Origin of the sequence: Enterococcus gallinarum, assembly GCF_021496385.1 — a bacterium.
GTDB lineage: Bacteria > Bacillota > Bacilli > Lactobacillales > Enterococcaceae > Enterococcus_D > Enterococcus_D gallinarum.
Map to the genome: position 1 here is coordinate 633,302 of NZ_CP050816.1, position 15,426 is coordinate 648,727.

Consider the following 15,426-nt stretch of genomic DNA (forward strand, 5'->3'; position numbering starts at 1 on the left):
GATCATCCGTGGTTTCTTTTTTGCATTTGAGGAGGAGTCGGATGAAGACAACAAAAATTTATTTTTCTGATTTATATGTATCCCAAGATGTGTTTCAACAAAGCCGACTAGTTTTCCCTTTTTTTTCTAGTCATTCGGAGGCGCGAGCCGCTTTTCAATCAGTGGTCAACGAACAGGGGTGGCGATTGACGAGTCAACACGGCACAGTCTATCTGTCTTGTGTCCATGAAGGGCCGCTTCTGACCATTCAGAATTTGTTGCAGGTGCCAAGTGATGCATTTACTTGGGAGACACTTGTTTCGATGACTGAGAGTTTTGCTAGAAGCCGTTTCGTAGACCAGATACTTTGGGAAATGACAAGAAACCCCATCATGGATCAGTGGTTTGTGGGACGTGGATATGGTAGGGTGACACAGGGGTACCACAAGCAACTGGACTACCATACAGCTTTCGTCCTAGGTGGAGGAGGCGCCCATGGCGCCTATCAAATTGGCGTATGGCAAGCGCTGAAAAAACATGGAATCATATTTGAGTGGGTAGCGGGGACGTCAGTTGGTGCATTGAATGGTGCATTGGTTTTAATGGACGATATTGAAGCTGCTGAGCAATTATGGACGAATATTTCTAGTGAACAGGTCCTCCAATACCCAAAAGCTGCTGCTAAAAAAGAAACCTTATTAGATATGATGGAGCAATTACGCTCACTCGTAAAGACAGCACTTAAAGACAATGGTGCGAGTACAAAACCATTAGCACAGCTGTTAGCAGCGACTTTTGATGCAGAAAAATTTAATGCCAGCAAAAGCCAGCTCTTACTTTGTACGACTCGTCTGCCGGATTTCAAAGAGGTTGTTTATCAGTTTGATTCCAGCAAAATTGATTATAGTTTGCAATGGTTGCTAGCATCAGCGTCTTTTTATCCAGCAATGCAGGCACAATTGATTGATGGGATCTATTATATTGATGGAGGGTACCGCAACAATCTGCCAATTGATGTAGCCATTGAGCGAGGCGCTACAGAAGTCATTGCCGTCGATGTCCAAGGGCCTGGAATCAATAAGAAGGTTCAGGTCTCAGAATCAATTGCGCAGATTCAAATTGCTTCACCTTGGACTCTAGGTAGTTTTTTGATTTTTGATGCCAAACGTTCTCTAGAAAACATGACTCTTGGGTATTTAGAAACGATGAAATACTTTGGCAAGTTCAGTGGCTATTGGTATACTTTTGATGAAGAGGTCTTCAACGATTCGTGGAAGCCATTCGTTCATTTGCTTCGACAAGATGCACCGCGATTGTACGCATTTATGAAAAAAAAGGAATTTTGGAAGAAAGTGCGTAAGTTATATCAGCAAGAGGTCCCCTTGGAAATTTGTGGGCGCGTCTTTTTTGAATGCATAGGCAGATTACTACATCTTACACCGACCGTCATTTATACAAAGGAATCTTTCCTGCAAGCGATACGTGAGAAAATCATGGCAGAACCAACGAAAGAAACAGAAGTATGGTCAGTGTCAGAATGGTTGTATTACTATCGCGAACAGTTCTTTTTGTTATCTGAACAAAAACGGTTCTTGTTTTTCTATCGAACCCAACAAATTGAAACACCGGCATTTCAGCAGATTCGTGCGCGGTATCCAGAATTGGCTGTGCTGTCAGCCTATCTGGCTTATTTTTTAAAAGGAGAGGAACACAATGGATAATTTTTCTTATGAGATCGTAGAGGAGATCGCCGTTCTTTCGGAAAATCCTAAAGGGTGGCGTAAAGAGCTTAATTTAGTCAGCTGGAATGGTCGCCCGCCTAAGTTTGACTTGCGTGACTGGAGTCCAGGACATGAAAAAATGGGTAAAGGCTTAACGTTATCAAATGAAGAATTCACCGAATTGAAAAAAGCACTGCTTTCTATGTGAAAGGAAGAAATGAATGAAAAGCATGACAGGTTTTGGAAAAGGGAATGGAGAAACAGCTGATTATCAAATAGAGATTGAGATTAAAAGTGTCAATCAGCGATTTATGGATTTGCAGTTGCGCATGCCCAAACAATTGAATGATTTGGAAGCACTAATTCGACAAGAAGTCAAAAAAGTATTACAGCGTGGTCGGGTGGAGCTTTATCTGACATTGAACGAAAAGAATGCGGCTCATAAAGAAGTTATAGTCCAATGGGATTTATTGGTGCCTTTTTTGAAGCAGGTCGAAGAAGAAGCTGCTCAAAGGTTGGATATAAAAGAGCTGTCGAAAAAAAATCTTTTGGAAAAATTAATCGTCCATGAAGCATTTCTTGATATCCGAGAAAAACAACAAGAAGATACCCAGTTAGAGCAAGGTGTGTTAGATGCTTTATCTCAGGCTCTAACAGCTATCGATCAAAGCCGTGAAATTGAAGGACAAGGGATTTATCAAGTGTTAAAAGAAAATCAGCAGCAATTACTTGGTAAAATCATGGAATTACAGACGTTTATTGCCGTTTATGAAGCCGATCATCGCCAACGTTTTGAGAAAAAGCTGACGGAATATTTAGGCGAGCAAGTAGATCAAGAACGTTTGTTGACCGAGATGGCCATCCTGTTGGAGCGGGGAGATATTCATGAAGAGTTGGATCGAATGATGATTCATTTAGATTCTATGACTACTTTGTTAGAGGCAAAATCGCCGATCGGCCGGGAGCTGGATTTTTTGATTCAAGAAATGAACCGAGAAGTAAATACCATAGGTTCCAAGTCAAGCCCAATTGAAATCAAGAATAGTGTAGTACAGATGAAGACGATTATTGAAAAAATAAGAGAACAAGTCCAAAATATCGAATAGGAGTGATCAACAATGAAATACTATGATATTACTTTTCATGAATTAAGCGGAAAAAACGTCATCAAGCGGAGCGTCCCATCAGATAAAGCAAACTTTGATGCTTGGCAAGATGCTTGTGTCGCGATTGATCAAGAGTTCTTGCAAATTTTGGTCAATGGAAATGCGGTATCGTTGAATCGTCGGTATATCGTTCGGATTGATTGCCAGGAAGTAGAAGATCCTACGGAGAAAGCTATCACGACAAAAGATGAGTTGGCAGGTGTGATCAATACGCTAAGCAACATGGGGTTCTAAAAGTAGGAGAGATGAGTAGTAATTTCATGAATTTCCCATTATAATAAAGTAGTTCTTGAAAGTTGCTGAAAAAAAGTGCAAAATAGACGTTAAGCAAAAGTCAGTGAAAGGACGTCATTATGTCAGAGCGAGGATTACTAATAGTTTTATCAGGACCTTCCGGTGTAGGCAAGGGCACTGTGCGAAAAGCAATTTTTGAAAGTGATGACAACGATTTTCAATATTCTGTTTCGATGACAACACGCAACAAGCGTGAAGGTGAGATCGAAGGCGTTGATTATTATTTCCGCACCCGTGAGGAATTTGAAGCCTTGATCGAAGCAGGCGAAATGTTGGAATATGCAGAATACGTTGGCAATTACTACGGCACCCCGTTGTCTTATGTTCAAAAAACATTGGACCAAGGGAAAGATGTTTTCTTGGAAATCGAAGTTCAAGGAGCTAAACAAGTCAAAGAAAAAGTGCCTGATGGGGTCTTTATTTTTCTTACCCCACCTGATTTAGCAGAGCTACGCTCACGTATCACTGGCAGGGGGACAGATTCTGCTGAAGTGATCGATGAACGAATGCGTGTTGCCAGAGAAGAAATCGAAATGATGGCTTTATATGACTACGCAGTCGTAAATGATGAAGTATCTAAAGCAGTACAACGGATTCGAGAAATTATATCAAGTGAACATTTTCGCGTTGATCGAGTAATCGGCAAGTATATCAAAATGTTAGAGGAGCTGTAAAACGAATGATGTTAAAACCTTCAATCGATTCATTATTGGATCGTGTGAACTCAAAGTATTCCCTTGTGATTTTAGCCAGCAAACGCGCGCATGAACTAGATGCAGGCGCCCAAGCAACATTGGAACAATTTGATTCGGTGAAAAGCGTAGGACAAGCATTGGAAGAAATCGAAGCAGAGCTTGTTGTTAATGATCCGCATCCAGAAATCAAACGTGCTCGCTTGAAAATGGAACAAGAAGAGCGCAAAGCGCAAAAAGACCAAGAGCAAAAAGAACTGGAAGCCCGGATTCGTGACGAACAGAATCTGTAGACAATTAAAAAAGCTAGAGCACAATGCGTGTTCTGGCTTTTTCTTTTGAGTCGATAGCCGTTAAATTTTCGTAAGGTTTACAGACAAATGTCTGTCATTTTAGTAAAATAAAGCCTGGAGGAGGTGAGAAGATGACCTATGCAGCAGAAGTGATCGTGGATGTACCAACGATGCAGACAGATCAACCTTTTACATATGAAATACCTGAATATTTGCGCGCTGTAGCAGAGACTGGCATGCGAGTCGAAGTGCCATTTGGTAATGGGGATCGGCATATCCAAGGCTTTATCGTAGGATTGACGGATACACCGCCAGGTCAACCATTGAAACCTATTCTTCGCTTGCTGGATCTTTCTCCTGTGGTGAATGAAGAATTATTACAGTTAGCTGATTACATGAAAAAAACGACATTTGCTTTTAAGATTACCTGCTTGCAGACCATGTTGCCTAGTGTGATGAAAGCAGAATACCAGAAGAATATTCTTTTATTGGATGATACGCACCCAATAAAAGCGCATTTTCCTGAGACGAATAGCCTGAGCTGGCAAGCTGCTGAGGAAGCGGGATTATTGTCGCAATTGAAAGTATTGCGTGAAGAAGCAGTCGTTGAATTGCAATATGTGGTAAAAAATAAAAATAAAGCCAAGAAAATCCGTATGGTGAAACGCCTGATCTCTCCAGAAGCAATTCCAGAGGCAATGAAGCAAATCAGGAAAGGGGCTAAACGGCAACAACAACTATTGACAGTCTTACAAGAATCTGATCAGCTTCCTGTTTCATTTTTTGCAGAAGCAGGCATTTCGACAGCTGTCTTGAATCAAGGGCAAGCATTAGGCTGGCTTGAATTTCATGAGGTTGAGACATATCGGGACCCCTTCAAAGATCGATCATTTCCCCAAACTGCAGCATTAGCATTGAACGAAGAACAAACCGATGCGGTTTCAAAAATTCTGTCAGCAGCAAAAAGACAAGAGGCACAAACCTTTCTTTTAGAAGGCATCACTGGCAGTGGGAAGACAGAAGTCTATCTTCAAACGATCGCTGAGCTGTTGGAACAAAAAAAGACTGCCATTATGCTGGTGCCAGAGATTGCTTTAACCCCACAAATGGTGGAACGATTCAAGAGCCGCTTAGGTAACGCTGTGGCTGTGCTTCACAGTGGACTGTCACAAGGGGAAAAATATGATGAATGGCGAAAAATTGAACGGGGAGAAGCCCAAGTAGTAGTCGGCGCACGTTCAGCTATTTTTGCTCCTTTAAAAAACATTGGCGTCATTATTGTCGATGAGGAACATGAAGCAAGCTATAAGCAGGAGGAGGCACCAAGATATCATGCGCGTGATTTAGCGATATGGCGCGGAGGATATCATCATTGTCCTGTTGTTTTGGGGAGTGCCACTCCCTCTCTCGAGTCACGGGCTCGGGCGCAAAAAGGCGTTTATCAATTGTTGCGTTTGAATCAACGAGCAAAACTCAGTGCTCGTTTGCCGCAGATCAATGTAGTAGATATGCGGGAAGAATTTGCCAACAAAAACTACCAGACCTTTTCTCGCCAATTACAGGAAAAAATTCAAGATCGCTTAGATAAACAAGAACAAATCGTTTTGCTGCTGAATAGACGCGGGTATTCTTCTTTTGTTATGTGTCGTGATTGCGGGTATGTTCTGCCTTGTCCGAACTGTGATATTTCTTTGACGCTTCATATGGATACCAAGACGATGCGCTGTCATTATTGCGGGCATGAAGAAAAGATCCCTCACCGCTGTCCTAGTTGTCATGCAGATAAGATCCGTTACTATGGAACAGGTACGCAGAAAGTTGAAGAAGAACTAATTGCTAGATTTCCAGAAGCACGGGTATTGCGGATGGATGTGGATACTACCCGCAAAAAAGGAGCACATGAAAAAATACTTACTTTATTTGGCGAAAAGAAAGCAGACATTTTACTAGGAACACAAATGATTGCCAAAGGGTTAGACTTTCCGGATATTACATTGGTAGGGGTCTTAAATGCTGACACAGCATTGAATCTGCCAGATTTTCGTTCTAGTGAACGAACATTTCAATTGCTGACGCAAGTAAGCGGCCGAGCTGGCCGGGCGGAGAAAGCCGGCGAAGTAATCATTCAGACATTTAATCCGGAACACTATGCGATTCAGCTAGCACAAACCCAAAACTATGAAGCTTTTTACCAACAAGAAATGTGGGTTCGGCATCAAAGCGGATATCCCCCTTATTACTACACGGTAAAAATTACCTGCAGTCATCTCGAAGAGCAGGCAGCTGCCCAAAAGATGTTTGCCATTTACCAAGAAGTACAAAAAGAATTATCGGGTCAAAGTATTTTGCTTGGACCGGCACCTAGCGCGATCATGCGTGTCAAAAATCGCTATTACTACCAACTGATTATTAAATACAAAAATGAACCACATTTGCCTGAACTGTTGACCCGGTTATTGGAACAAAGTCAGATCGATCAGCGAAAAGGACTCTATGTTTCCATTGACCAAGAACCGTTGAATTTTATTTAAAGGAGATATTATGCGCTATCCGATTATTATTCATCCCGACGATCAGCTTCGTCGAAAACCAAAACCGGTATCTATGATTACAGATGAGCTGGTACAACTACTAGAAGACATGTATGAAACAATGGTGGCGCATGACGGCGTAGGTATTGCGGCCCCTCAGATTGGTAAAAACCTGCAAGTGGCAATCGTTGAAGTAGATGAAGAGGATCGTTTCGAACTGATTAATCCAGAAATCATCGAGTCATCAGGAGAATCTGTTGATGTAGAAGGGTGCTTGAGTATTCCTCATACCTATGGTACGGTCAAGCGAGCAGATGAGATTACGGTTCGCTACTTTGACCGTGAAGGAGAAGAAATGGAGGTTCAAGCTTTTGGCTACTTGGCTCGGGCTATCCAGCATGAGATTGATCATCTGAATGGTGTCTTATTTATTGATAAAATGATCGATAAGATCCCAGAATCTGAACTAGAACAATATATGGAGGAACACGAAAATGACTAAAGTTGTCTTTATGGGAACCCCCGCGTTTTCTGTACCAATCTTAGAAGGATTGCTGGCAGAAGGCTATGAAATTGCAGCGGTAGTGACCCAACCGGATCGGCCCGTAGGTCGAAAACGAGTAATCACGCCAACGCCTGTCAAAGAAGCAGCATTGAAGCACCAATTGTTGGTTTTGCAACCAGAAAAAATCAGCGGTTCACCTGAAATGGAAACGATCAAAGAATTAGCACCAGACATTTTAGTCACTGCGGCCTTTGGCCAATTTTTACCGGAAAAGCTGTTGCAAGTACCAAAATTTGGAGCGATCAATGTCCATGCCTCCTTATTACCAAAGTATCGGGGTGGTGCCCCAGTGCACTATGCCATCATGGAAGGCGAACCGGAAACAGGTGTCACCATCATGGAAATGATTAAAAAAATGGATGCTGGGGGTATTTTTTCTCAAGCTAAACTGCCGATCACTAATCAAGACGATGTGGGGACTATGTTTGAGAAATTAAGTTTATTGGGTAAAGAATTACTGCTGAAAACATTACCTAAGATCCTATCAGGAGAACTGAAACCAATGCCTCAAGCTGAAGAGCAGGCAACATTCTCCCCCAATATTACGCAAGAACAAGAAGCAATTGATTGGACAAAGACAGCACAGGAGATCGACAATCAGGTCCGAGGGATGCGACCGTGGCCAATTGCTTTCACGACTTACCAAGGGAGCCGTTGGAAGATTTGGTCAGTAGCAGTAGTCGATGAAACAACAGATGCCGCGCCAGGAACCATCATACAACGAACGAAAAAGGCGCTATGGATCGCTTGTGGTCAACAGACAGTTTTAGCTTTAGAAGAGCTACAACCAGCTGGAAAAGGTCGTCAATCCATTGCGGCTTTTCTAAATGGCACTGGGCAACACATTCAACTAGGTGATAAGGTTGGTACTCATGAAGCGTAAAATAGGAAAAATCCAATATACTGTTCGCTTTGTTGCATTAGAGGCCTTAGTTCGTATCGAAAGAGGCGGTGCCTATTCGAACTTATTATTGAGAGAACTGATGAATCAAGGCCGTTTAAATGATAAAGATGGACGTTTATTGACAGAAATGGTCTATGGAACCATTAGTCGGCAGCTGCTATTGGATTATTATTTAGCGAACTTTATCAAGAATGCAAAAAAAGTCGATCCATGGGTCAGATCATTATTGCGTCTTTCTCTTTACCAAATGCTGTACTTGGACAAAGTACCTAATCATGCTATTTTAAATGAGGCCGTGGAAATCGCGAAAGCAAAAGGAAATCCAGGAATCGGAAAATTTGTTAACGGCGTGTTGCGTACGATTCAAAGAGAGGGTGTGCCGGCACTTGATCAAATCAAAGATCCCTTGGAGCGGTTAGCTATAGAAATCAGTATGCCATTATGGCTAACTGAAAGATTCGTAGCGCAGATCGGCAGCGATAAAACCCGGGAGTTAGGGCTGTCTTTACTAGTACCTAGCCATGCTAGTGGACGCCTTGATCTACAAAGAATTACTCGCAACGAAGCCATCCTTCAACTACAGGAAGAAGGAATCGAAGCTCGAGAAAGCCAACTATCTCCGTATGGGATTGTGGCTGATAAAGGATTTTTAGCCGGCTCTTCTTTATATCATGACGGATTATTGACAATACAAGATGAAAGTTCGATGTTAGTAGCACCGGCACTGCACATTGCACCAGAGCACCAAGTATTGGATGCTTGTGCAGCGCCTGGAGGTAAAACAACCCATATCGCGTCCTTTCTATCTGCAGAAGCAGGTGGGAAAGTCACTGCATTGGATATTCATCCTCATAAAGTTAAATTGATCACTGAAAATGCTGAAAGACTTGCGGTCTCAGAGGTGGTTCAAGCGGAAGTGATGGATGCAAGGGAAGTCGCTCAACATTTTGAGGAACAACAGTTTGATCGAATCTTAGTGGATGCTCCTTGCTCCGGTCTAGGATTGATGCGTCGTAAACCAGACATCAAATACAACAAGCAGGCAGCTGATCTAGAGCGTTTACCCGAAATTCAGTTAGCGATTTTAGAAAGTGCCGCCCCAACGCTAAAAAATTCGGGTATAATGATCTACAGTACATGCACTATAATGCTAGAAGAAAATCAGGCAGTAGTGGAGGCATTCTTAGCGGATCATCCAGAATTCGAACGAATCGATGTATCGGTAAATGCTGATATTGCTGCGAATATCAATGATCAGATGCTAACGATTTATCCGCAAGATTTTATGACAGATGGCTTTTTCATAAGCTGCCTTCGCAAAAAGTAATGAGGTGAAAAGAAGTTGGAAATCCATTTTCAAACAGATGTTGGTAAACGTCGGAATACGAACCAAGACTTTGCTGCTGTGTATGTCAACAAAAAAAGTATCACATTGGCGATCTTAGCTGATGGGATGGGAGGACATCGGGCAGGTGATGTAGCGAGTCGTCAGGCTGTGAGTGGCTTGGGAACCGCTTGGGAAAAAACAGAATTGACAGATAGTGAAAAGGCTGCTCAATGGCTGATCCAAAAAATCCAGGCAGAAAGTGTCTCGATCTATGAAAAAGGCATCGAGGATGAGGCGCTGAATGGCATGGGAACAACGATCATTGCTGTAGCACTCTTTGAGGATCAATTTACGATTGCGAATGTTGGCGACAGCCGCGCCTATATTTTGCGGGATCATGAGTTGATACAAATTACTGAAGACCATTCTCTTGTCAATGAATTGGTGAAATCTGGCCAAATTACTGCTGAAATGGCACTGAACCATCCACGCAAAAATGTTTTGACTCGTTCTGTTGGAATGCCTAATACAGTAGAAGTAGATGTAGCGATTCATTATTTTGCTGAAAGTGATTACTTGCTTCTTTGCTCAGACGGACTGACAAACATGTTGGCAGATGAAAAGATCGCAGCCATCATTGAAGGCGCGTCGTCCCTTAAAGAAGCGGTTCAGCAGTTGATCGATGCAGCCAATCAACAAGGCGGAGTCGATAATATCACAGTGTTACTGATCAAAGTTGGAGGAACTGCCCATGATTGAAATAGGGAAAAAGTTAAATGGCCGCTATAAAATCATTGGCAATATCGGCAGTGGCGGCATGGCAAATGTATTTCTGGCTCATGATTTGATTCTTGATCGAGAAGTTGCCGTCAAAGTATTGCGATTTGACTTCCAAAATGATAAAAATGCGATTCGCCGCTTTCAGCGTGAAGCATTGGCTGCCACAGAGTTGGTTCATCCCAATATCGTAACAGTGTATGATGTAGGCGAAGAAGATGGGATGCAGTTTTTGGTGATGGAATATGTCAAAGGCATGGACTTGAAGCGATATATTCAAACCCATTACCCAGTTCCTTATCTACAGATTGTCGATATCGTGCAACAAATTTTGTCAGCAGTGGCATTGGCTCACCAACATCGAATCATTCATCGGGACTTGAAACCACAAAACATTCTGATCAATGAAGAAGGCGTCGTTAAGATCACGGATTTCGGGATCGCGATTGCTTTATCGGAAACATCGATCACCCAAACCAACTCGATGTTAGGCTCTGTGCACTACTTATCGCCAGAGCAAGCACGGGGAAGTATGGCTACTAACCAATCTGATATCTATGCGATTGGAATCATCCTATATGAAATGCTGACGGGGAAAGTTCCTTTTGATGGTGAGTCCGCTGTCACAATTGCCTTAAAACATTTTCAAGATGAGATCCCTTCTATTCGTATCTATGATAAAAATGTTCCTCAATCATTAGAGAATGTCGTATTAAAGGCAACAGCGAAAGAGCAAGCCGATCGTTATAAGACCGCTGATGAAATGCGAGAAGATCTTTCAACAGCCCTGTCACCTGAGCGCTTGAATGAACCAAGGTGGGAGCCACATGCGCTAAACGATGAAACTCGAGCGCTGACCCCTATTACCGATGAAATGATAGCTGAACAGCCTGCAGAACCGGCAGTGACGGAGCCAGAAGTAGAAGAGACCGCAGACCAGAAACAAGAAAAACCAAAGAAGAAGCGGAAGAAATGGTGGCTGATCCTGCCAATACTAGTTATTGCAGCGCTGCTGGTCATTGGCGGCTATTTTGTTTTTGGCGGAGGGCGCGGCGATGTTGAGATCCCTAAAGTCAGCGGAGACACAGAGACCGTTGCTCGAGAAAAGCTGGAAGCAGCAGGATTAAAAGTTGCTGATGAAACCGAAGAAATTGCTGACGATGAGATTGAAGAAGGCAATGTCGTTAAAACGGATCCACAAGAAGGAACCGAAGTCAAAAAAAATAGCGAGATCACTTTGTATATCAGCTCAGGGACTGAAAAAATCACCTTAAAAAACTATGAAGAGAAAAATTTTGAAGATGTAAAAGCCGAGTTGATCAAGTTAGGTTTTTCAGAAGACCAAATCAAAGAAGAGACCAAATCCAGTGATGCTATCGGAGAAGGTCTGATCATTAGCCAATCACCAGATGTCGGCGAGAAAGTTTCTCCGAAAGAGGATGACATTACTTTTGTAGTCAGCACGGGACCTGAATCGTTTGCAATGGAAGACTATTATGGTCAAAGAATCGAAGATGTACGGGCGGCATTGACCTCAAAAGGAGTTCCAACCGAAAATATTTATGAACAATCAGCGCCAAGCGATGAACCGGTGGGGACTGTCATTAATCAAGCGCCAGGAGCAGGAGAATCAGTCATTACCTCTCAAACTGTTATCACGCTGACAGTCAGCAGCGGTCAAGAGATGGTTAATGTGCCACGAATCATTGGACAGAGTCGAAATGATGCTGTAGCAGCACTAAATGAGGCTGGGTTAAAATATTCGATCAAAGAAGAATCGGGCTACAATGATTCTGTTCCGGCTGGAGAAGTCACAGATGTTTCGCCAGGTGAAGGGACTTCGGTGGCTGTTGGTTCTTCAGTAAATGTTACTATTTCTAAAGGACCAAAACCAGAGTCCTCTACGAGTGAATCCTCCGCTAGCAGTGAATCAACAAGTACGAGTTCAACGAGCTCTGAAGATTAATCAATAGCTGAAAAAACTATCCGAATGATTTTTAAGTTTACTCTATAGGTCGCAGTGAGATGGCAACCAAAGACTGTAGAAGTAACCACTTGAAGATGCGGATAGTTTTTTTGTGATGCGAAAAAAGAGCTAGCTGTTTAAGTTTCTTTTAGTAATTCCGCATCTCTAGGCGTACATCTTTTCAAGTTTTCAAAAATTGGGTATAATGAAGGTCAGAATTAGTCAAGGGAGGGAATGAATTGAATCATCATAACACTTCCGATTTGATTGAGGCATATTTGAAGAAAATTCTTGAAGACAGCGAAACAATCGAGATTCGCCGAGCTGAAATGGCGAATTTATTCAATTGTGTGCCTTCACAAATAAATTATGTGATCAATACCCGTTTCACTATTCAAAGAGGGTATACTGTTGAAAGCAAACGTGGAGGCGGAGGATATATCCGTATCGAAAAAGTAAAGATCACGGATAACCACCACTACCTTGAAGAAATGAATCAATTATTTGATGAAACCATCTCGGAAAAAGATGCTTATGCAATAATCCAAAAACTTTATGAGGAAGGAATCCTGTCGAAGCGTGAGGGCAATTTATTGTTGACCGTCATTGCGAAGTCAGTATTAGGACGTTCTCCTTATGAAAATCGAACACGAGCAGACTTGCTCCATGCAATTTTAGAACGTTTAAGTTATGAAGACAGGAAGTGAATGAGATGGATGAACTATTTACACAACGAGCGAAAGCTGTGCTGACGATCGCACAGGAAGAAGCAAAGTACTTTAAACATCAGTCCGTAGGTTCAGAACACATCTTGCTTGCCTTAGTCATTGAACAAAATGGCATTGCCGGCAAAACGTTACGGGAAATGAATATCACTGAAAATGATATTCGCGAAGAAATCGAGCATTTAACAGGTTACGGAACTGTTCGCCAATATCCAGAGAATGCCTATCTAGCCTATTCCCCACGAGCGAAGCAAACATTTGTTTACGCTGGAGATGAAGCTAAGCGTTTAGGCGCTCTTCAAATCGGCACAGAGCATCTTTTGTTAGGATTGCTTCGGGATGAAGATATTTTAGCCTCAAGAATCATGTTGAACTTAGGTTTGAGTTTGGCTAAAATGCGGCAGTTATTAAAGAAAAAAATGGGTATCAATGACACAAAAAATGCCGGTGGTGCGGGTCGTCGTCGTCCTCAAGGAAAAGCACAAGGAACGCCGACGCTGGACTCACTAGCTCGAGATTTAACAAAATTGGCAAGAGATAAACGCTTAGATCCAGTAGTGGGTCGAGCAAAAGAAGTGAAACGATTGATTCAAATCCTAAGCCGCCGGACCAAAAACAACCCTGTTTTAGTAGGGGAACCGGGGGTTGGTAAAACAGCTATTGCTGAAGGATTGGCACAAAAAATCATTCACGGTGAAGTACCAGAAGATATGCAGAACAAACGCTTAATGATGTTAGATATGGGTGCTTTAGTAGCTGGCACGAAATATCGCGGTGAGTTTGAAGATCGAATGAAGAAAATCATCGACGAAATTTACCAAGATGGACAGATCATTTTATTTATTGATGAGCTGCATACACTGATTGGTGCTGGTGGTGCGGAAGGTGCTATCGATGCATCGAATATATTAAAACCTGCATTAGCCCGCGGAGAATTACAAACAATTGGTGCTACGACCTTAGATGAATATCAAAAGTATATCGAAAAAGATTCTGCATTGGAAAGACGGTTTGCCCGTGTTCAAGTGGATGAGCCAACGCCAGAAGAAGCAGAAGAAATTTTACGAGGATTACGTCCCCGTTATGAAGAGCATCACGGCGTAGAGATTTCAGATGATGCCCTGCATGCCGCTGTCCAATTGTCGGTACGCTATATCAATTCACGGCAGTTGCCGGACAAAGCCATTGACTTGATGGACGAATCGGCAGCAAAAGTGCGCTTGGATAAAACAGACGAAAGTTCTGAGTTGGCCGATTTGCAAAATGAAATCGCCAATCTGATTGAAGAAAAAGAAGCAGCGATTCGCCAACAAGATTTTGAAGCCGCAGCTCGTTTGCGCATCAAAGAGAAGAAATTGACCCAGCAGTTGACTGAAGTTGCGTTCATGGAAGTGAAAGAAGCTTCTGGCTACGCAGACAGTGTCACAGGCGAAGATGTTGCGGCAGTCGTGTCGCAATGGACGGGCGTTCCTTTACAGCAAATGGAGAAAAAAGAAAGTGAACGGCTTCTCGATCTAGAAAAAATCCTGCATCAGCGAGTTGTTGGTCAAGAAGAAGCTGTGAAAGCAGTCGCACGTTCGATTCGTCGAGCACGTAGTGGTCTAAAAGATCCGAATCGTCCAATTGGTTCATTCATGTTCCTAGGTCCTACGGGTGTCGGAAAAACAGAGCTGGCAAAAGCCTTGGCAGAAGCAATGTTTGGCAGTGAGGATTCACTCGTTCGTGTGGATATGTCTGAGTTTATGGAGAAATACAGTACAAGTCGTTTGATTGGCTCCCCTCCTGGTTATGTTGGTTACGATGAGGGTGGACAATTAACTGAAAAGATTCGTTCAAAACCTTATTCAGTGATTTTACTAGATGAAGTGGAAAAAGCTCATCCAGATGTCTTCAATATTCTCTTACAAGTCTTTGATGATGGTCATTTGACAGATGCCAAAGGGCGGAAAGTCGATTTCCGTAATACAATCCTGATTATGACCTCAAATATCGGCGCACAACAGATTCGTGAAGAAAAGAATGTAGGTTTCAATGTGGTGGATCTTAGCAAAGACCATCAAGCGATGCAAAAACGGATTCTGGAAGAACTCAAGAAAGCATTCCGTCCTGAGTTCTTGAATCGGGTGGATGAAACAGTTGTCTTCCGTTCATTAGGCGAAGATGAAATTCATGAAATCGTTAAAATCATGAGTAAAGCGATCATCAAACGTCTCAGTGATCAAGACATTCAACTGAAGATCACATCTGCAGCGATTGATGTCATCGGTAAAGCTGGTTTTGATCCAGAATATGGGGCTCGCCCAATTCGTCGAGCATTGCAAAAAGAGGTCGAAGACCGCTTAAGCGAAGCACTATTGTCTGGACAGATCCATTTAGGTGACCGGGTGACGATTGGGGCATCGAAAGGCTCAATTACATTGAATGTAAGAGAAGGCCAATCTCGTATTCTTCAACAAGTATAAGCTCTATTAGAAAGAAAAATGAAA

The 15,426-nt window shown here is 42.6% G+C and carries 14 protein-coding genes; all 14 read left to right on the forward strand.

From position 1 onward, the window contains the following. The first annotated feature begins 41 nt into the window (after positions 1-41). Positions 42-1,700 carry a patatin-like phospholipase family protein gene (locus HED61_RS03065; RefSeq protein WP_003128838.1) on the forward strand — a complete coding sequence of 553 codons (1,659 nt, stop codon included), beginning with the start codon at positions 42-44 and terminating at the stop codon, positions 1,698-1,700. After that, a complete protein-coding gene (locus HED61_RS03070; RefSeq protein WP_003128839.1) occupies positions 1,693-1,908 on the forward strand; it encodes a YdbC family protein in 216 nt (71 codons plus the stop codon). Before HED61_RS03065 ends, HED61_RS03070 begins: the two co-directional genes overlap by 8 nt. A gap of 13 nt (positions 1,909-1,921) precedes the next feature. After that, a complete protein-coding gene (locus HED61_RS03075) occupies positions 1,922-2,806 on the forward strand; it encodes a YicC/YloC family endoribonuclease (RefSeq protein ID WP_003128840.1) in 885 nt (294 codons plus the stop codon). Positions 2,807-2,818: 12 nt separating this feature from the next. Next, entirely contained in the window at positions 2,819-3,100 is a 282-nt protein-coding gene (locus HED61_RS03080) for a hypothetical protein (RefSeq protein ID WP_003128841.1), read from the forward strand. Between the two features lie 119 nt (positions 3,101-3,219). Next, a complete protein-coding gene (gene gmk / locus HED61_RS03085) occupies positions 3,220-3,834 on the forward strand; it encodes a guanylate kinase (protein WP_003128842.1) in 615 nt (204 codons plus the stop codon). 5 nt (positions 3,835-3,839) lie between these two features. After that, a complete protein-coding gene (gene rpoZ, locus HED61_RS03090) occupies positions 3,840-4,145 on the forward strand; it encodes a DNA-directed RNA polymerase subunit omega (protein WP_005469752.1) in 306 nt (101 codons plus the stop codon). A 131-nt stretch (positions 4,146-4,276) separates the two neighbouring features. Further along, the gene (gene priA, locus HED61_RS03095) at positions 4,277-6,676 is read left to right on the forward strand and encodes a primosomal protein N' (protein ID WP_003128844.1); all 2,400 of its coding nucleotides are present in this window, start codon (positions 4,277-4,279) and stop codon (positions 6,674-6,676) included. A gap of 10 nt (positions 6,677-6,686) precedes the next feature. After that, positions 6,687-7,178 carry a peptide deformylase gene (gene def / locus HED61_RS03100; protein WP_003128845.1) on the forward strand — a complete coding sequence of 164 codons (492 nt, stop codon included), beginning with the start codon at positions 6,687-6,689 and terminating at the stop codon, positions 7,176-7,178. Further along, positions 7,171-8,124 (forward strand): methionyl-tRNA formyltransferase, encoded by a 954-nt coding sequence (gene fmt, locus HED61_RS03105; RefSeq protein ID WP_005469753.1) that lies wholly within the window; start codon positions 7,171-7,173, stop codon positions 8,122-8,124. The genes def and fmt overlap by 8 nt, the downstream gene beginning before the upstream one ends. Further along, positions 8,114-9,472, forward strand: a complete 1,359-nt coding sequence (gene rsmB / locus HED61_RS03110) for a 16S rRNA (cytosine(967)-C(5))-methyltransferase RsmB (RefSeq protein ID WP_005469754.1) — start codon at positions 8,114-8,116, stop codon at positions 9,470-9,472. The genes fmt and rsmB overlap by 11 nt, the downstream gene beginning before the upstream one ends. A 15-nt stretch (positions 9,473-9,487) precedes the next feature. Next, on the forward strand, positions 9,488-10,231 hold the full coding sequence (locus HED61_RS03115) for a Stp1/IreP family PP2C-type Ser/Thr phosphatase (RefSeq protein WP_005469755.1): 744 nt from the start codon (positions 9,488-9,490) through the stop codon (positions 10,229-10,231). Further along, on the forward strand, positions 10,224-12,215 hold the full coding sequence (gene pknB / locus HED61_RS03120; RefSeq protein WP_005469756.1) for a Stk1 family PASTA domain-containing Ser/Thr kinase: 1,992 nt from the start codon (positions 10,224-10,226) through the stop codon (positions 12,213-12,215). The genes HED61_RS03115 and pknB overlap by 8 nt, the downstream gene beginning before the upstream one ends. A 239-nt stretch (positions 12,216-12,454) precedes the next feature. Continuing rightward, positions 12,455-12,922 (forward strand): CtsR family transcriptional regulator, encoded by a 468-nt coding sequence (locus tag HED61_RS03125; RefSeq protein WP_003128852.1) that lies wholly within the window; start codon positions 12,455-12,457, stop codon positions 12,920-12,922. A 5-nt stretch (positions 12,923-12,927) separates the two neighbouring features. Next, complete coding sequence (locus HED61_RS03130; protein WP_219645599.1) at positions 12,928-15,402, forward strand: ATP-dependent Clp protease ATP-binding subunit; 2,475 nt, start codon at positions 12,928-12,930, stop codon at positions 15,400-15,402. Positions 15,403-15,426 lie beyond the last annotated feature (24 nt).